General features: G+C 71.9%; 17 protein-coding genes and 2 tRNA genes. 18 read left to right on the forward strand and 1 reads right to left on the reverse strand.

Going from position 1 to position 17,897, the window contains the following annotated elements:
- Positions 1-9: 9 nt before the first annotated feature.
- The 7 genes from ACSHWO_RS22575 to ACSHWO_RS22605 all read left to right on the forward strand — a co-directional run bounded on the left by ACSHWO_RS22575 (position 10) and on the right by ACSHWO_RS22605 (position 6,557).
- Positions 10-1,083, forward strand: coding sequence for a glycosyltransferase family 2 protein (locus ACSHWO_RS22575; RefSeq protein WP_361084003.1), 1,074 nt, complete (start codon positions 10-12; stop codon positions 1,081-1,083).
- Positions 1,084-1,087: 4 nt separating this feature from the next.
- The gene (locus ACSHWO_RS22580) at positions 1,088-1,531 is read left to right on the forward strand and encodes a GtrA family protein (RefSeq protein WP_385848783.1); all 444 of its coding nucleotides are present in this window, start codon (positions 1,088-1,090) and stop codon (positions 1,529-1,531) included.
- A gap of 81 nt (positions 1,532-1,612) precedes the next feature.
- Complete coding sequence (gene proB / locus ACSHWO_RS22585) at positions 1,613-2,740, forward strand: glutamate 5-kinase (RefSeq protein WP_438314276.1); 1,128 nt, start codon at positions 1,613-1,615, stop codon at positions 2,738-2,740.
- Between the two features lie 58 nt (positions 2,741-2,798).
- The gene (locus tag ACSHWO_RS22590; protein ID WP_361083996.1) at positions 2,799-3,230 is read left to right on the forward strand and encodes a hypothetical protein; all 432 of its coding nucleotides are present in this window, start codon (positions 2,799-2,801) and stop codon (positions 3,228-3,230) included.
- Between the two features lie 183 nt (positions 3,231-3,413).
- Positions 3,414-4,691 (forward strand): glutamate-5-semialdehyde dehydrogenase, encoded by a 1,278-nt coding sequence (locus ACSHWO_RS22595; RefSeq protein WP_385848780.1) that lies wholly within the window; start codon positions 3,414-3,416, stop codon positions 4,689-4,691.
- 77 nt (positions 4,692-4,768) lie between these two features.
- Positions 4,769-5,323, forward strand: a complete 555-nt coding sequence (locus tag ACSHWO_RS22600; RefSeq protein WP_385848779.1) for a hypothetical protein — start codon at positions 4,769-4,771, stop codon at positions 5,321-5,323.
- 67 nt (positions 5,324-5,390) lie between these two features.
- On the forward strand, positions 5,391-6,557 hold the full coding sequence (locus ACSHWO_RS22605; RefSeq protein WP_438314281.1) for a hypothetical protein: 1,167 nt from the start codon (positions 5,391-5,393) through the stop codon (positions 6,555-6,557).
- Here the strand turns inward: ACSHWO_RS22605 and ACSHWO_RS22610 are convergent.
- Positions 6,541-7,617, reverse strand: a complete 1,077-nt coding sequence (locus ACSHWO_RS22610; RefSeq protein WP_438314284.1) for a M48 family metallopeptidase — start codon at positions 7,615-7,617, stop codon at positions 6,541-6,543. The two genes, ACSHWO_RS22605 and ACSHWO_RS22610, sit on opposite strands and share 17 nt — an antisense overlap.
- 141 nt (positions 7,618-7,758) lie before the next feature.
- Here ACSHWO_RS22610 and ACSHWO_RS22615 point away from each other — a divergent pair, with 141 nt between their 5' ends.
- The 11 genes from ACSHWO_RS22615 to ACSHWO_RS22665 all read left to right on the forward strand — a co-directional run bounded on the left by ACSHWO_RS22615 (position 7,759) and on the right by ACSHWO_RS22665 (position 17,457).
- Complete coding sequence (locus ACSHWO_RS22615) at positions 7,759-7,926, forward strand: hypothetical protein (RefSeq protein WP_361083981.1); 168 nt, start codon at positions 7,759-7,761, stop codon at positions 7,924-7,926.
- Positions 7,927-7,993: 67 nt separating this feature from the next.
- A complete protein-coding gene (gene nadD, locus ACSHWO_RS22620) occupies positions 7,994-8,611 on the forward strand; it encodes a nicotinate-nucleotide adenylyltransferase (RefSeq protein WP_361083978.1) in 618 nt (205 codons plus the stop codon).
- Positions 8,612-8,635: 24 nt separating this feature from the next.
- On the forward strand, positions 8,636-10,435 hold the full coding sequence (locus ACSHWO_RS22625) for an LCP family protein (protein ID WP_438314288.1): 1,800 nt from the start codon (positions 8,636-8,638) through the stop codon (positions 10,433-10,435).
- A 107-nt stretch (positions 10,436-10,542) separates the two neighbouring features.
- On the forward strand, positions 10,543-10,989 hold the full coding sequence (gene rsfS / locus ACSHWO_RS22630; RefSeq protein ID WP_361083974.1) for a ribosome silencing factor: 447 nt from the start codon (positions 10,543-10,545) through the stop codon (positions 10,987-10,989).
- A 74-nt stretch (positions 10,990-11,063) separates the two neighbouring features.
- Positions 11,064-11,684: a histidine phosphatase family protein gene (locus tag ACSHWO_RS22635; RefSeq protein ID WP_438319231.1), complete on the forward strand. Its 621-nt coding sequence runs from the start codon at positions 11,064-11,066 to the stop codon at positions 11,682-11,684.
- A 123-nt stretch (positions 11,685-11,807) separates the two neighbouring features.
- Positions 11,808-11,880, forward strand: a tRNA-Ala gene (locus tag ACSHWO_RS22640).
- A gap of 144 nt (positions 11,881-12,024) precedes the next feature.
- The gene (locus ACSHWO_RS22645) at positions 12,025-12,258 is read left to right on the forward strand and encodes a hypothetical protein (RefSeq protein WP_008738908.1); all 234 of its coding nucleotides are present in this window, start codon (positions 12,025-12,027) and stop codon (positions 12,256-12,258) included.
- Positions 12,259-12,392: 134 nt separating this feature from the next.
- Positions 12,393-12,465: transfer RNA gene (locus tag ACSHWO_RS22650), tRNA-Ala, on the forward strand.
- Between the two features lie 266 nt (positions 12,466-12,731).
- Positions 12,732-15,602: a leucine--tRNA ligase gene (leuS, locus tag ACSHWO_RS22655; RefSeq protein WP_385848776.1), complete on the forward strand. Its 2,871-nt coding sequence runs from the start codon at positions 12,732-12,734 to the stop codon at positions 15,600-15,602.
- Between the two features lie 107 nt (positions 15,603-15,709).
- On the forward strand, positions 15,710-16,486 hold the full coding sequence (locus tag ACSHWO_RS22660) for a hypothetical protein (protein WP_385848775.1): 777 nt from the start codon (positions 15,710-15,712) through the stop codon (positions 16,484-16,486).
- Between the two features lie 125 nt (positions 16,487-16,611).
- The gene (locus tag ACSHWO_RS22665; RefSeq protein WP_361083964.1) at positions 16,612-17,457 is read left to right on the forward strand and encodes a DegV family protein; all 846 of its coding nucleotides are present in this window, start codon (positions 16,612-16,614) and stop codon (positions 17,455-17,457) included.
- Positions 17,458-17,897: the final 440 nt, after the last annotated feature.

Genomic DNA, 17,897 nt, shown 5'->3' on the forward strand with positions numbered 1-17,897 from the left:
GAAGTGTTCATGACGAAGCTGTCCGTAGTTGTCCCCTGCTACAACGAAGAAGCCGTGATCGACAGCTTCGATGCGGAGATCCGCAGGGTCCTGGACTCCCTGCCCGTCGCGTACGAGGTCTGTTACGTCGACGACGGCAGCCGTGACGGCACCCTCGAAAAGCTCCGCAAGATCGCCGCCGAGCACGGGGACCGCACCCGGTACGTCTCCTTCAGCCGCAACTTCGGCAAGGAGGCGGGCATGCTCGCCGGCCTGCGCGAGGCCACCGGCGACGCGGTCGTGATCATGGACGCGGACCTTCAGCACCCGCCGGAGCTCATCGCGACCATGCTCGACTACTACCGGCAGGGCCACGACCAGATCATCGCGCGCCGCACCCGCGAGGGCGACAAGAAGGTCCGCTCCGCGCTCAGCCGCCTGTACTACCGCGGGGTCAACCGCTGGGTCGACGTCGAGCTCACCGACGGCGTGGGCGACTTCCGGATGCTGTCGCGGCCGGCGGTGGACGCGCTGCTGTCACTGCCCGAGTACAACCGCTTCTCCAAGGGCCTGTTCTCCTGGATCGGCTTCGACACGGTCCACTTCGACTACCGCAACGCCCAGCGCGAGGCTGGCGAGACCAAGTGGAAGTTCGGCTCGCTGCTGAACTACGCCATGGACGGGCTGATCTCGTTCAACAACCGACCGCTGCGCATCGGCATCTGGGCGGGTGTGTCGTTGGTCGCACTGACCGCCCTGTACGCGGTGTGGATCGCGGTCATGGCCATGACCAAGGGGGTGGACGTCCCCGGCTACGTCACCCTCGTGGCGATCATCGTCGGTATCGGCGGCGTCCAGATGATCATGCTGGGGCTGATCGGCGAGTACATCGGGCGCATCTACTACGAGACCAAGCGCCGCCCGCACTTCCTGGTCAAGGAGGCGCACGGCGCCGACCCGCAGGCCCGGCCCGCCGCGGTCCGGGGCGGGGCCGCCACCGGTCCGGCGGAGGCGCCGGCGGCAGAGGATGCGCCGGCCGAGCGCGAGCGCGGCGGCCTGTCGGGGGCGCGCACCACCGTCCCGTCGAAGAACGAGGCCTGCTGAAACCATGAAGGAACAGCTCGGCCAGATCTTCCGCTTCGGCCTCGTCGGGGCCGTCAACACCGGCACGTTCTTCGGCATCTACCTGCTGCTGCACCCGTGGATGCCGTACTTCCTCGCCTACACCCTCGCCTTCCTGTTGGCGATGGTCGGCTCGTTCTTCATGAACACCTACTTCACCTACCGGACCAGGCCGACCTGGAAGAAGTTCCTCCTCTTCCCGCTGACGAACGTCACCAACTACGTCATCCAGTCCGCCGGCCTCTACGCCCTCGTGACCTGGGCCGGCATGGACACCCGGATCGCGCCGCTCGTCGCCGCCGTCGTCGCCATCCCGTTCACCTTCCTGCTCTCCCGCAAGATCCTCGTCCCGGGCGGCCGGAAGCGGGACGGGGACGCCCACGGGGCCGGGCCCGCCGCCTCCGACGAGCCGCGGTCGTCCAGGGTCTGAAACCGGCGCGCAGCCATCCGCGCACACCCCGTAGATTGAGGTGGCAGACGTACGAGCAGGGCAAGGGGCAAGGGGACAGACGTGTCAGCGGCTAGGCAAGGTGTCGTGGACGCCCGCAGGATCGTGGTCAAGGTCGGCTCCTCGTCCCTGACCACCGCGGCCGGCGGGCTCGACGCGGACCGGGTGGACGCCCTGGTCGACGTACTGGCCAAGGCCCGCAGCGGCGGGGAGAAGGAGATCGTCCTCGTCTCCAGCGGCGCCATCGCCGCCGGCCTCTCCCCGCTCGGCCTGCGCCGCCGCCCCACCGACCTGGCCCGCCAGCAGGCCGCCGCCAGCGTCGGCCAGGGCCTCCTCGTCGCCCGCTACACCGCCTCCTTCGCCCGGTACGGGGTACGCGTCGGCCAGGTCCTGCTGACCAGCGACGACACCAGCCGGCGCGCCCACTACCGCAACGCCTACCGCACCCTGGACCAGCTCCTCGCGATGGGCGCCCTCCCGGTCGTCAACGAGAACGACACCGTTGCCACGGACGAGATCCGCTTCGGCGACAACGACCGGCTCGCCGCCCTCGTCGCCCACCTGGTACGGGCGGACCTCCTCGTCCTGCTGTCCGACGTGGACGGGCTGTACGACGGCGACCCGTCGCTCCCCGGCACCACCCGCATCGACGAGGTCCGCGGACCCGCCGACATCGCGCACGTCTCGATCGGCAGCGCGGGCAAGGCCGGCGTCGGCACCGGCGGCATGGTCACCAAGGTCGAGGCGGCCCGGATCGCCGCCGCGGCCGGCATCCCGGTCGTCCTCACCTCGGCCAGCCAGGCCGCCGACGCCCTCGCCGGGAGGATGACCGGCACGCACTTCCACGCCACCGGCCGCCGCTCCGCGGACCGGCTGCTGTGGCTCCAGCACGCGTCGACCCCGCAGGGGCACCTCGTCCTCGACGAGGGCGCCGTGGCCGCGGTCACCGAACGCGGCAGCTCGCTGCTGCCCGCCGGGATCGCCGCCGTCGAGGGCGAGTTCGTCGCCGGCGACCCGGTGGAACTGCGGGCGCCCGACGGCCGCCCGGTGGCCCGGGGCCTGGTCAACTTCGACGCGAGGGAACTCCCGCGGCTCCTCGGCCGCTCCACCCGCGAGCTGGCCCGCGAGCTCGGACCCGAATACGAACGCGAGGTCGTCCACCGGGACGATCTCGTCCTGCTCCACGGCTGAGAGTTCGGCAAAACCGCCGCGCGGCGGGCCCGGGACTGGTCAACTGTGAGGGGCGGACATGCCGGCGGCAGGAAGTGGTGCAGACAGGAGGCGGCTGGTGAGACGAGCGCTGACCAGCATCAACGGCGGCGGGGACGAGCGTGCTGAGCCCTCCCGCCTCTGGCACGTCACCCTGAGCGTCTCCGGCAAGCCGGCGCCGCTGTCGGAGGTGCGGCGCGGGCTGGAGCAGCTGGCCCACGACCATCCCTTCCTACTGACCAGCAGATACGCCGACGACCACGCCGAGATCCGGTACTGGGAGGAGGCGCGCGACCTCCACGACGCTGCGGCGGTCGCGCTGCGCCTGTGGGGTGAGCACCGGTCCTCGGCGCAGCTCCCGCCGTGGGAGATCGTCGGGCTGGAGGTCATCGACCGCGCGACGTACCACCTCCGCGTGGCGGAGGGCTACGGCCCGCCCCCGGCCCACCCGGTGGGCGTCCACCCGTACTGACGCCCCGCCCGCGCCCCGCCCGGCGCGGCTCGACCTGGCCTGCCCTGGCCCGGCCAGGCCGTGCCCGGCTCGCGGTGGCCTCCGGCGGGGCGCGGCCCGGGCCGGCGCGGGGGCCGGGCCGCGGGGCGTCTCGGGGGATGGAACCGGCGCGGGGCCCCGAACGGCGGGGATTACTCTGGCGGCATGACCTCGCTCGATGCCACGACCTCCCCCGTCCTCGCCACCGCGGACCGCGCCCGCACCGCAGCCGCGGCCCTCGCCCCCCTCCCGCGGTCCGCCAAGGACACCGCGCTCCTGGCCATCGCCGACGCGCTGGAGGCCCGTACCGACGAGATCGTCGCCGCCAACGCCGTCGACACCGACAAGGCCCGGGCCGCCGGCACCAGCGAGACGGTCGTCGACCGCCTCACCCTCACCCCGGAGCGGGTCCGCGCCATCGCCTCCGACGTGCGCGACGTCGCCGCCCTGCCCGACCCGGTCGGCGAGGTCGTCCGCGGCTCGACCCTCCCCAACGGCATCGACCTGCGCCAGGTCCGGGTCCCGCTCGGCGTCGTCGGCATCATCTACGAGGCCCGCCCCAACGTCACCGTCGACGCCGCCGCCCTCTGCCTGAAGTCCGGCAACGCGGTCCTGCTGCGCGGCAGCTCCTCCGCATACGCCTCGAACACCGCCCTCGTCGGCATCCTCCGCGACGCCGTCGAGAGCACCGGCATCCCCGCGGACGCGATCCAGCTCGTCCCCGGCGAGTCCCGCGACTCCGTCCGCGAGCTGATGCGCGCCCGCGGCCTCGTCGACGTGCTCATCCCCCGCGGCGGCGCCTCCCTCATCAAGACCGTGGTGGAGGAATCCACCGTCCCGGTCATCGAGACCGGAACCGGCAACTGCCACGTCTACGTGGACGCGCAGGCCGACCTCGACATGGCCGTGGAGATCCTCATCAACTCCAAGGCCCAGCGGCCCTCCGTCTGCAACGCCGCCGAGACCCTCCTCGTCCACCGCGACATCGCCGGCGCCTTCCTGCCTCTCGCCCTCGACGCGCTCGCCGACGCCGGTGTCACCGTCCACGGCGACGACAGCGTCCTCGAAGCCGCCCGCGACTCCAAGGTGACCGCGCTGCGCGCCACCGACGAGGACTGGGAGGCCGAGTACCTCTCCTACGACATCGCCGCCGCCGTCGTGGACTCCCTCGACGACGCCGTCGCCCACATCCGCCGCTGGACCTCCGGCCACACCGAGGCGATCGTCACCACCTCGCAGGCCGCCGCCCGCCGCTTCACCCAGCTGGTCGACTCGACCACCGTCGCCGTAAATGCATCCACCCGGTTCACCGACGGTGGCCAGTTCGGCTTCGGCGCCGAGATCGGGATCTCCACCCAGAAGCTGCACGCCCGCGGCCCGATGGGCCTTCCCGAGCTCACCTCCACCAAGTACATCGTCACCGGCGACGGTCACGTCCGGTAGCGGACAGCTGAACTCCGCGTGGCCGGATTTCGGCTGAGACCCTGCCCAAAGCAGCCCCCCAGGTCTACGCTGGTCCCGTGCCGGACGACGTGGGGGGCAAGTACCCGGACAACGGGGAGCCCGACGACGACCGCGGAGGCGCGGATTTCGACTTCGCCTCCGTGGTGTTCGACGAGGACTTCGTCCGGAAGGCCGAGATCCATGAACCGAGCGCGCTGGAACGCCAGCGCGCCGCCGACCACCGGGCCCGCGCCGAGGCCGAGTCCGCCCGCGCCCTGCCCGGCGGCTGGACCTCCGACGAGGACCCCGACGGCTACGGCTACGGACGCCCCGACGGCTACGGTCTGGACGACCCCGGCTGGGAGTACGGCCACGGGCCGGGCCACCCCGACGCGCCCTACGGGGTCTACGGCGGCAGCCTCCGCCCCTACCGCGGCCGCTCACCGTGGCTGCGGCCGGTCGCCTGGGTGCTCGCCGTGGTGATGGGCCTCGGCATGGTCGCCCTCGCCTTCAGCGCCGTCTACCGCTCCGCCTCGGGCGAGGCCGAGCCCGCTCCCGCGCCCGCCAGCACCCCGCTGAAGGAAGTCAGCGGCGTCGGGGCGTTTATGGACCCCGCCGGCCGCCAACCCTGAAGGTACGACCCCACTCCCGTTCACCGGAGCCGGGGGCTTCTCTGAAGCGGGACCAGCGGGAGAAGCAATGGCCGTGCCAGCAGATCCACCCGACGGCACCCCCGACGGCGTCGGCGGGGGCGACGAGGAGTCCCGGCGGGACGACTACGAGTACGAATACCGCTCGGTGGTGTTCGACGAGGACTTCGTCCGGGCGGCCCGCCTCCAGGAGTTCTCCGCCCAGGAGCGGATGGGCGAGCACGCCCGCGCCGTGCGCAGCCGCTCCCTCTGGTCCGGCGGCGCCGCCCGCCCCGGGAACGGCACCCCCAGCCGCAGCGCCCGTCAGGGGCTGCTGCTCGTGCTGCTCATCGCCCTGGCCTTCGCCTCGGCCGTCTACATGGGCCTGCGCAATCCCGCCGTGCCCGAGCCCGACTCCCGGACCGAGCCGCTGACCAGCACGGTCATCCCGCTGGCGCCGACCGCCCCGGTGCCCGGCGGACGGCCCGTCGACCTGTTCGCGAACAGCCCGGCGGCGGAATTCCGTGTCGGGGCGGCCGGGATCGCCATGCCGGCCGTACGCCGCACCCGGCACTTCACCGACGGGCAGGTCGTCACCGCCCTGTCCATCGCCAAGGACTACCTGGTGCAGTCCTCCCTGGACCCGGACGTCCTGGCCGGCACCGCCACCCGGCCGGTGCGCGTCCTGGTCGACCCGGACCAGCTGGACCAGTTCGACCGCAGCATGACCTCGCCCTCCGGCGACGGGCGGCACGCGGCCACCGGCTGGCTGGTCCGCTTCGACGCCGGCACCGCCGTCATCGCGGACCCCCGCGTCCGGGTGAGCGGGAACCTCGCCTTCGAGGAGGTCTCCGCGGACGTGCTGGAGGTGACCACCGACCACACCTTCGTGTACGCCGTGCGGCCCGCCACCGGTGTGCCCTCCGCAGTGGACGGGGCCTCGTTGTTCACCGTCCGCAGGGAACTGCGGCTCCGCTTCGACCGGGAGGACCTCGGGACCCGGCGGGCGGAACTGGTCTCGGCCTACGTCATGGCCGGGCCCCAGTCCTGCTCCACCGAACCCGCCGAGGGCTTCCGCCCGCTGCTGGCCGGGGCCGGGCCGACCACGGTCGGCCCGGCCGCGAGCGATCCGTACGCCAGCGGCCACCCGAGGCGCAGCACCGGCCTGTGCGGCGTGCTGGCCCCGGCGGCGACGGATGCCGCGACGGCGACGCCCCCCGTCAGTCCTGGGGGGTAGCGCCCTGGCCCCCGGCTGCCGCCCCGGCCCCCGAGCCGTTCGCCCCGGTGAACTTGTCGCGCAGCCGTCCGCCCAGGTCGGCCGTCCCGCCGGCGATGTCGCCCACCAGCTTCATCAGCGGATCCTTGCTGGTGCGCACCGAGTCCGCGTAGTGCGCGGCGGACTCTCGGAAGGAGTCCGTGACCGAGGCGTCCTTGTCCTCCTCCCGGCGCGGGTAGTGGCCGTCCATGATCCGCTGGAAGTCCCGGCTCTCCGACCACTTCTTCAGCTCGGCCGCCCGGACGGTGCTGAAGGGGTGCGTGCGCGGCAGCATGTTGAGGATCTTCAGCACGGAGTCGCGCAGGTCGCCGCTCTGCTCGTACTCCTCGGCCTGGGCCAGGAAGGAGTCCACGTTCATCTCGTGCAGGTGGTTGCCGCCCGCGATCTTCATCAGCCCGCGCATCGAGGCCTGCGGGTCCTGGCCGACCAGCAGGCCGGCCCGGTCCGCCGACAGCTCCGACTTGCGGAACCACTCCCGCAGGGCGGTCACTATCGCGGTGATCGCCACGTTGCCCAGCGGGATCCACGCCACCTTCAGCGCCAGGCCCGTCAGGAAGAGCAGCACCGTGCGGTACACGGCGTGGCCGGACAGCGCGTGCCCCACCTCGTGGCCCACGACCGCCCGCATCTCCTCCTCGTCCAGCAGCTCCACCAGAGCCGTGGTCACCACGATGATCGGCTCGTCCAGCCCGATGCACATCGCGTTCGGCTTCGGGTCCTGCTGCACGTACATCTGCGGGACCTTCTCCAGGTCCAGGATGTAACAGGCGTCACGGAGCATCTCGTACAGGTGCGGGAACTGCGTCTCGCCCACGCGCACCGACTCCGACAGGAACAGCAGCCGCAGGCTGCGCTCCGGCAGCAGGCCGCTGAGGGCCTTGAACACCGTGTCGAACCCGCTGAGCCTGCGCAGCGCCACCAGTGCGGACCGGTCCGCCGGGTGCTCGTACGCGCGTGAGGAGATTCCGGGGAACCTCCTGCGGTCCCGCGCCGGTGCCTTCTCGAAAACCGTCCCGCTCATGACGCCTCCCCCTTGATCGACCAGCTCTCCACTTGCGTCCATCCTCTCCAACGCCTGAGTCGGCGTGAGCGTGCCCCGAGGCCCCGCATACGATGTGAGCGAAGTCTCCGTCCGCTCCCCGACCCGATAGGTATCTGCCTGATGAGCCTCACGTCCACCGCCCACTCGCTGGTTCTCCTCGCCTCGGAGGGGGCCGAGCAGCACGGCGGCAACCACGACAGCCTGAACCCGTACGTGACCGGTGGTGCCGCCCTCGGCATCCTGCTGCTGATGCTCTGGGTGACCACGCGCCTGAACCGCGACCGCTGACCCGCGCCCGCGCACGCGCGCGCATGCGAGCCCGCACCGCTCCGCCGGGCCAGTAGGCTCTGCGCTCATGGGAGAGCAGGAGACGCCTACCGGTCCGGTCAAGCGCCGGCTCGGCGTGATGGGCGGGACATTCGACCCGATCCACCACGGACACCTGGTGGCCGCCAGCGAGGTGGCCGCCCTGTTCCACCTCGACGAGGTGGTGTTCGTACCGACCGGCGAGCCGTGGCAGAAGTCGCAGCGGGCCGTGTCCCCCGCCGAGGACCGCTATCTGATGACGGTCATCGCGACGGCTTCGAACCCGCAGTTCTCGGTGAGCCGCATCGACATCGACCGCGGTGGTCCGACGTACACGATCGACACCCTGCGGGACCTCAGCGCCCTCAATCCGGACGCGGACCTGTTCTTCATCACGGGTGCCGACGCCCTGGCGCAGATCCTCACCTGGCGGAACGCCGACGAGCTCTTCTCCCTCGCCCACTTCATCGGGGTCACCCGGCCCGGCCACGTGCTCACCGACGACGGACTGCCCGAGGGCGGGGTCTCCCTCGTCGAGGTGCCCGCGCTGGCCATCTCCTCCACGGACTGTCGCACCCGGGTCGCCCAGGGTGACCCGGTCTGGTATTTGGTGCCCGACGGTGTGGTGCGCTACATCGACAAGCGTGAGCTGTATCGGGGAGCCTGAGCTTCCGGACAGAAGGGGCCCGCGGTGAACGACCCACAGCAGCCGTACGACCCGTACGCCTCGCAGGAGCAGCAGCTCATCGGCTACGACGCGTACGGGCGGCCCGTGTACGGGCGGGCGCCCGTGCAGCCCGCCGCCCCGCAGGCCCCGCAGTACGACGCGTACGGCCGGCCGTACGACCCGGGCTACGAGCAGGGCTACGGCCAGGGCGGCCCGTCCCACGGCGGGCAGCAGCAGTACGGCGGGCAGCAGCCGCAGGCCGCCCCGCAGGGCCAGCCGTGGACGCCGGGCCACGACACGTACGGCGGCCAGGGCGGAGGCCACGGGTACGGCGGCCAAGGGGACCAGGGCGGCCACGACGGGTACGCCGGCTACGAGTCCCACCAGGCCCCGCAGGCGCAGCAGGCCCACGCGCAGCAGTGGATCCCCCAGCAGGCCGACCGGGAGCCCGTCGCCCCGCAGCGGCCCAGGACCCCGCAGGTCCCGGAGCCCCGGCGCGGTGACGATACCGTCGGCCCCTCCTCCGGCACCGACGACTCCGAGGGCGGGGACGCTCCCGACTACCGCACCGAGCAGTTCGCCTTCCTCGACCAGCCGGACGAGGACTCCGAGGACGTCATCGACTGGCTCAAGTTCACCGAGAGCCGCACCGAGCGCCGCGAGGAGGCCCGCCGCCGCGGCCGCAACCGGGGGATCGCCCTGATCGTCGTCCTCGCCCTGTTCGTGGTCGGCGGCATCGGCTACCTCTGGTACGCGGGCAAGCTGCCCTTCCTCGACGGCCCCGACCGCAAGAAGGCCGCCGCGGCCGCCGCCGGGCCGCAGAAGCGCGACGTGATCGTCGTACACGTCCACAACACGAAGAAGGGCGGCACGTCCACCGCGCTGCTCGTCGACAACGTGACGACGCAGAAGGGCGCCACCGTCCTGCTGCCCAACACCCTCGGCGTCACCAAGGACGACGGCACCGGCACCCCGCTCGGCAAGGCCGTGGGCGACGGCGGCCTCGGCGTGCGCGAGTCCCTGGACTCGGTGCTCGGCACCCGCATCGGCGGCACCTGGCGCCTCGACACCCCGTTCCTGGAGAACCTGGTCGAGCTGGTCGGCGGCATCGAGGTCGACACCGACACCGCGGTCCCGGCCGATGACGCCGTCAAGGCCCCGGCCGTGGCCCAGGGCGCGAAGCAGCACCTCAGCGGCGCCATGGCCGTCGCGTACGCCACCCACCGCGGCCAGAACGAGCCGGAGACCAAGCAGCTGGAGCGGCTCGGCACGGTGCTGTACGGCACCCTGCGCAAGATCCCCGCCGACCCGAAGGCGGCGACGGTCACGGTCGAGAGCATGGGACAGATCCTCGACCCGTCCCTGAACGCGCAGACCCTCGGCACCCTGCTGTACAAGCTCGGCGAACACGCCAAGCAGGGCCCCTCCGCGTACCGCACCGACGTGCTCGGCGTGAAGCCGGACGGCACCCTCACCGACGACGCCAACAAGACCGTGGTCAAGGAGGTGCTCGGCGGCAGCTTCACCGCCGCCCAGGCGGGCACCGCCCCGCGCGTCGGCCTGCGGAACGCCACCGGCGACGAGAAGGCGCAGACGGCGGCGAAGGCCGCGCTGGTCAACGGCGGCTACACCTTCGTCGAGGGCGGCAAGGCCGCCGGGACCCAGTCCGCCACGCAGATCACGTACCAGGACGACGCACAGCGCGCGAAGGCCGTCGAGGTCGCCAAGACGCTGGGGCTGCCCGAGACGGTGGTCAAGAAGGGCGAGAACGCCGTGAACGCAGACGTCGTGGTGACCCTGGGCAAGGACTACAAGCCGTCCTGACCGGGCCCGAGTCGTGCCACCGCCCGCGCCGGACGTCGAGCGCGGGCGGCGTCGGCGGTACATGAGACCCTTGTAGGAATCTGCCCGCCAACCGGAAAGCATGGCCAGTGACCGCCACGGACCGCTCCATCGAGCTCATCACCACCGCCGCCCAGGCGGCGGCCGACCGGCTCGCGCACGACATCATCGCGTACGACGTCAGCGACGTGCTGTCGATCACCGACGCCTTCCTGCTCGCCTCGGCGCCCAACGACCGCCAGGTCAAGTCGATCGTCGACGAGATCGAGGAGCGGCTGCTCAAGGAGCTCGGCGCCAAGCCGGTGCGCCGCGAGGGGGACCGCGACGCCCGCTGGATCCTGCTGGACTACGTCGACATCGTCGTCCACGTCCAGCACAGCGAGGAGCGGGTCTTCTACGCGCTGGAGCGCCTGTGGAAGGACTGCCCCGAGATCGAGCTGCCCGAGGACGCCAAGCTCACCAAGGGCAAGGCGGAGGAGTACGCCAAGCTGCGCGAGGCGCAGGGCGACGAGGACCTGGACGGTGATCTGTTCTGAGCACACGCCCCGACACGAGCCCGAGCGCCCGCAGGGGCGAGGGGGCGGCTCCGGCCGCCCGTTCCGGCCGGAAGATCGTCCTGTGGCGGCACGGCCAGACCTCCTGGAACCTGGAGCGCCGCTTCCAGGGCTCCACGGACATCCCGCTGACCGAGACCGGTGTGGCGCAGGCGCGTCGTGCCGCCCGGCTGCTCGCCTCCCTGAAGCCGGACGCCATCGTGGCCTCCGACCTCCAGCGCGCCTCCGCCACCGCCGCGGAGCTGGCCGGCGTCACGGGCCTGTCCGTGGCGCACACGTCCGCGCTGCGCGAGACGTACGCCGGCGAGTGGCAGGGCCTCACGCACGACGAGATCCTGGAGAAGCACGGCGAGCAGTACGCGGCGTGGAAGCGCGGCGAGCCCGTCCGCCGCGGTGGCGGCGAGCTGGAGACCGAGGTCGCCGACCGGGCCGCCCCGGTGGTGCTGGAGCACGCCGGTCGGCTGTCGCAGAGCGGCACGCTCGTCGTGGTCAGCCACGGCGGCACGATCCGGACGACCATCGGTCGGCTGCTGGGGCTGGCGGCGCACGACTGGGAGAGCCTGGGCGGGCTCTCCAACTGCTGCTGGTCCGTCCTGGGCGAGGGCGCCCGCGGCTGGCGGCTGCTGGAACACAACGCCGGCACGCTGCCGGAACCGGTGCTCGGCGACGACGACTGAGCTGCTGGTGGGCCCCGTCCGGAGGCCGCCCGCACCCGGATTTCACTTTCGGGCCGGTCACAGGCTAGAGTTCTTCTTGTTCGCAGCGCGGAACACCGGAAACGGGGGAGCGAGGCGGAGAGCGGGGCTATAGCTCAGTTGGTAGAGCGCCTGCATGGCATGCAGGAGGTCAGGAGTTCAATTCTCCTTAGCTCCACAATCAGGATCCCGTCCCCAACAGGGGGCGGGATCCTTTGCGTTTGATACCCGTGCGCTTGCTGACCTGCCACGCACCCGCGTGGCAGAATCGGACGGCCGGCGGGGGAGTCGACGGCCCGACGCGGGAGGGAGTCGCTGACGGATGGGTGCACACCGGCGGCGGTGCGACTGGTGCAACAACGGCACGCCGATCGTGCGGGACATGGACCCGGTCAACCCCGACTACCAGTACTGGTGCGAGGAATGCGCGCGGGCGCTGATCATAAAAGGCGACCCGATCGAGACCTACCGGGAACTGGAGGGCGAGCCGATCTACGGCCGCCTTCTCGACGAGCACTGCACGCTCAAGCGGTTCTACCAGTTCGCGCGCGCTTGACAGGACGAAGTGGACAAAACGACCTCCAGGAAACCGATTTTGGGAGTTGGGTCAGGTCCGTGTAATGTTCTCGATGTCGCCAGGGGGAACCGGCAAGGGAAACCGAGAAGGGGCCCGGCGGCAGAGAGAAACAAGGGGCTATAGCTCAGTTGGTAGAGCGCCTGCATGGCATGCAGGAGGTCAGGAGTTCAATTCTCCTTAGCTCCACAGTGTGGAAGAGGGTCACCCGGATCGGGTGGCCCTCTTCTCGTCTTGCGGAACGGCCGAGCGGTCGCCGGGACCGCTGCGGTACCCTGGCGCCATGCGTGCCGTACGCCTTCTGCTTACCGAGCCGCGCTGATCAGTACCGACCCCTCGAGACGGTCGGCATCGGCGCGGCGCCCCCTCCTGTGCGAGGGGTTTTTTCGTTTGAGCGAGCAGGTTCGTTCGAGTGAGCAGAGCCGGCAGAGACGATCGATGGAGCTTCCGAAAACATGAGCGAGACGAACACCCCGGCCCCCGAGGCGGCCGAGGCGCACCGTTACACGGCTGCCATGGCCGCCGACATCGAGGCACGCTGGCAGGACGTCTGGGACGCGCAGGGCACCTACGAGGCCCCGAACCCGACCGGCGACCTGGCCGGTGACCCGGCGGTCGTCGCGCGCCCCAAGAAGTTCATCATGGACATGTTCCCGTACCCGTCCGGTGCGGGTCTGCACGTCGGCCACCCGCTCGGGTACATCGCCACCGACGTCTTCGCCCGTCACCAGCGGATGACCGGCCACAACGTCCTGCACACCCTGGGATTCGACGCCTTCGGCCTGCCCGCCGAGCAGTACGCCGTGCAGACCGGCACGCACCCGCGCGTGTCCACCGAGGCGAACATCGAGAACATGAAGGCGCAGCTGCGCCGGCTGGGCCTGGGCCACGACAGGCGCCGGTCGTTCGCGACGATCGACCCGGACTACTACAAGTGGACCCAGTGGATCTTCCTGCAGATCTACAACTCCTGGTACGACACCGAGGCGAAGAAGGCGCGCCCGATCGCCGAGCTGGTCGCCTCCTTCGAGGACGGCTCCCGCGAGGTCCCCGGCGGCCGCACCTGGGCCGACCTGACCGCCGTCGAGCGGGCCGGCGTCCTGGACGACTACCGCCTGGCCTACCCCTCGGACGCGCCCGTGAACTGGTGCCCCGGCCTGGGCACCGTCCTGGCCAACGAGGAGGTCACCGCGGACGGCCGCTCCGAGCGCGGCAACTTCCCGGTCTTCAAGGCCCGGCTGAGCCAGTGGAACATGCGCATCACCGCGTACGCCGACCGGCTGCTGGACGACCTGGACGCGCTGGACTGGCCCGAGGCCATCAAGCTGCAGCAGCGGAACTGGATCGGCCGCAGCGAGGGCGCCCGCGTCGACTTCGCCGTGGGCGGCGACGCCATCACCGTCTTCACCACCCGCCCCGACACCCTGTTCGGCGCCACCTACATGGTCCTGGCGCCCGAGCACCCGCTGGTCGAGAAGATCGTCCCCGCCGAATGGCCCGAGGGTACGCACCAGGTGTGGACCGGCGGCTCCGCCACCCCCGGCGAGGCCGTGGACGCGTACCGCAAGCAGGCCGCCTCCAAGTCCGACGTCGAGCGCCAGGCCGAGGCGAAGGACAAGACCGGTGTCTTCACCGGCGCCTACGCCACCAACCCGGTCAGCGGCGACCGGGTCCCGGTCTTCATCGCCGACTACGTGCTGATGGGCTACGGCACCGGCGCGATCATGGCCGTCCCGGCGCACGACTCCCGCGACTTCGCCTTCGCGCGGGCCTTCGAGCTGCCGGTGCGCTGCGTCGTGGAGCCCTCGGACGACCGCGACGCCGACCCGGCCGAGTGGGACGACGCCTTCACCTCGTACGACGGCACCATCGTCAACTCGACCGGCGAGGGCATCTCCCTGGACGGCCTGACCGTCGTCGACGCCAAGGCCGCCATCACCGCCTGGCTGGCCGAGCAGGGCATCGGAGAGGGCACCGTCAACTTCCGCCTGCGGGACTGGCTGTTCAGCCGCCAGCGCTACTGGGGCGAGCCCTTCCCGATCGTCTACGACGAGGACGGCGTCGCGCACGCCCTGCCCGAGTCGATGCTGCCGCTGGAGCTGCCCGAGGTCGAGGACTACTCGCCGCGCACCTTCGAGCCCGACGACGCCGGCTCCAAGCCGGAGACCCCGCTGTCCCGCAACGAGGCCTGGGTCAACGTCGAGCTGGACCTGGGCGACGGGCGCGGTGTCCGCTCGTACCGCCGCGAGACCAACACCATGCCCAACTGGGCCGGTTCCTGCTGGTACGAGCTGCGCTACCTGGACCCGCACAACGACGCGGCCCTGGTCGACCCGCAGATCGAGCAGTACTGGATGGGCCCGCGCGAGAGCGCGCCGCACGGCGGCGTCGACCTGTACGTGGGCGGCGCCGAGCACGCCGTGCTGCACCTGCTGTACGCACGCTTCTGGTCGAAGGTGCTGTTCGACCTGGGCCACGTCTCCTCGGCGGAGCCGTTCCACAAGCTGTTCAACCAGGGCATGATCCAGGCGTACGCGTACACCGACGAGCGCGGCGTGTACGTCCCGGCCGCCGAGGTCGAGGAGCGCGACGGCGCCTGGTTCCACGACGGCAAGCCGGTCAAGCGCGAGCACGGCAAGATGGGCAAGTCCCTGAAGAACGCCGTCACGCCGGACGAGATCTGCGAGGAGTACGGCGCCGACACCCTGCGCCTGTACGAGATGGCGATGGGCCCGCTGGACGTCTCCCGTCCGTGGGACACCCGCGCCGTCGTCGGCCAGTTCCGGCTGCTGCAGCGGCTGTGGCGCAACGTCGTGGACGAGGAGACCGGACAGGTCACCGTCGTCGACGCGGAGCCCGGCGAGGACACCCTGCGCGCGCTGCACAAGGCGATCGACGGGGCCGGGGCGGACATGGCGGGCCTGCGCTTCAACACCGCCATCGCGAAGATCACCGAGCTGAACAACTTCCTGACCAAGGCGGGTCGTCCGCTGGAGCGCTCGGTCGCCGAGCGACTGGTCCTGCTGGTCGCACCGCTGGCCCCGCACATCGCGGAGGAGCTGTGGCACCGCCTGGGCCACAGCGGGTCCGTGGTGCACCAGGACTTCCCGGTGGCCGACCCGGCGTACGTGGTGGACGAGGCCGTGACCTGCGTCGTGCAGATCAAGGGCAAGGTCAAGGCCCGCCTGGAGGTGCCTCCGACGATCTCCGAGGGAGACCTGGAGCAGCTGGCGCTGGGCAACGAGGCCGTCGTGGCGGCGCTGGGCGGGGCCGAGATCCGCAAGGTGATCGTGCGCGCGCCGAAGCTGGTGAACATCGTCGTCTGAGGTCGGGGTAATCCCGTACGGGCAGGTTGGGGGTTCGTTCGGAACCCCTGGCCTGCCCGTGGCGTTTACGGTGGAGGGGACGGAAAACAGCAGGGGAAGGGGCCCTCATGGATGCGGGCATGTTGATCATCATGTTTGCCTTGGTGATGCTGTTCGCCTTCCTGGGGCTCGGCGCATGGGCCACGGTGAAGGCGGTCGGCGCGGCGAAGCGCGGCGTGGACCGTACGATCACGCAGGCCAGACGGACCGTGGAGGACACGGCCCTGAAGGCCAAGAGCCTCGGCCAGGTCGGCGTCGGCGGGGCGCTGGCCCAGCTGCGCCTGGACCTGCGGACGTCGATGCGGGCCACACAGGACGCGCTGACCGAGGGGGCCCGGACGGACGCCTCGCTGAAGGAGTCGCTCGCCCTGTTCGAGCGGCTGAGCGCGCACGGCCACGAGCTGGACGACGAGCTGAAGCGGCTGGAGCAGGAGCCGGACCGGGCGCGGGTCGCCCAGGCCCTGCCCGACCTGCGGGAGCGGGCCGCGAAGATCACGCAGGCTGCGGACTCGCTGCGGTGGGCCGCGCGCGACCGGGCCCGCCGGTTCGCGGACGACGAGCTGTCGTCGCTGTCGTCGCAGATCGAGGTCGAGTCGGACGCGCTGCGGGACTGGGCCTCCCGCCGGGACTCGCTGGACGACCTGGCGGCGGCCGCGGCTGCGTGGGACGCGGGCGCGGCCCCCGCAGCCGGATCGGGCCCCGCTGCGGGCCCCGCACCGGACGCGGGCGCCGGTCAGGACGCCCGGGGCCGGCAGGGCCCGTCCCCCGCTCCGGCGCTGAACCCCTCCGTGACGCCGCCGACGTACCCGTGGCAGAAGAGCCCCCGGCCCGAGGCGACGACCTGAGGCGAACCCCGGGCGACCGGGGCCGTGACGGCGCCACCCGGCCGGCGGCTGTGGCCCCGTCGTGAGCTCCGCTGCGGGCGGGGTCGGGCTGCCGCCGCAGCCGCGCGGGCGGTAACCTCCGCCTCATGTCCCGCCATGTCGCGATCGTCACCGATTCCACGGCCTACCTGCCCCCACCGGCCATGGCGCGGCACGGAATCACCTCCGTCCCGCTGACCGTGGTCGTCGGCGGCGAGGCCCTCGTAGAGGGCACCGAGATCTCGGCGCGCAGCCTGGCCCTGGCCCTGCAGAAGCGCCGCTCGGTCACCACCTCCCGCCCGAGCCCGGAGGAGTTCGTACGGGCCTACCGGGCAGCCGCGGAGGCCGGTGCGACGGGCATCGTCAGCCTGCACCTCTCCGCGGACTTCTCCGGCACCTACGACGCCGCCGTGCTCGCGGCGAGGACCGCCCCGGTGCCGGTGCGGGTGGTCGACACGGGCATGGTCGCGATGGCCCTCGGGTTCTGCGCCCTGGCCGCCGCCGAGACGGCCGAGACCGGCGGCTCCCTCGACGAGGCCGTGGCCGCCGCGGAGAAGCGGGCTGCGGGCATGGCGGCGTACTTCTACGTCGACACCCTCGACTACCTCCGGCGGGGCGGGCGCATCGGGGCCGCCCAGGCCCTCCTCGGCTCGGCCCTCGCGGTGAAGCCGCTGCTCACGCTGGACGGCGGGCGCATCGAGATGCTGGAGAAGGTGCGGACGGCCTCCAAGGCCATCGCCAGGCTGGAGGAGCTGGCCGTCGAGCGGGCCGGCACGGCCGACGTGGACGTGGCCGTGCACCACCTCGCGGCGCCCGAGCGGGCGGAGAAGCTCGCGGAGCGGCTGCGCGAACGCATCCCGGGCCTGGGGGAGATGCACGTCAGCGAGGTCGGCGCGGTGATCGGCGCGCACACGGGACCGGGGCTGCTGGCGGCGGTCGTCTCGCCCCGCTGACCACCGGAACGAGTGGCGCGGTTTTCCACAAGGGGTGGGAAGTCCACCGGATTTGAGCATTCCGAACGGTGGCCGGGATTCGTCCCTACCTTCGAGGCATGACTCTTCAGACGCGCAGGCCACACCGCTCCGGAGCCGCTGCCGGCCCGGGCCGTTCCCGTCCCTCCGACAGCCGCCCACGCCACCGCCGCGGGCGCCCCGACACCGGTTTCCGCGGGCCGGCCGCCACCCGTTTCCGCCGGCGGGCGGTCGCGCCCTCCGCGGCCGCCGCAGCGGAGGTGGTGCGACGCCGGGCGGAAGCCCTCCTCAGCGGTGGTGCCGCGCCGCCAGGGGTACCGGATCCGCCGCAACCACCGCCACGGCCCTTTCTGCCGCCGTGGCCGGCCCCGCCGCCGCGTACGGCCCCGCCGCCGACTTCGCTTCCGTCGTCGGCTCCGACC

It is taken from the genome of Streptomyces pallidus (ex Mingjun et al. 2026) (assembly GCF_051550185.1).
Lineage (GTDB): Bacteria > Actinomycetota > Actinomycetes > Streptomycetales > Streptomycetaceae > Streptomyces.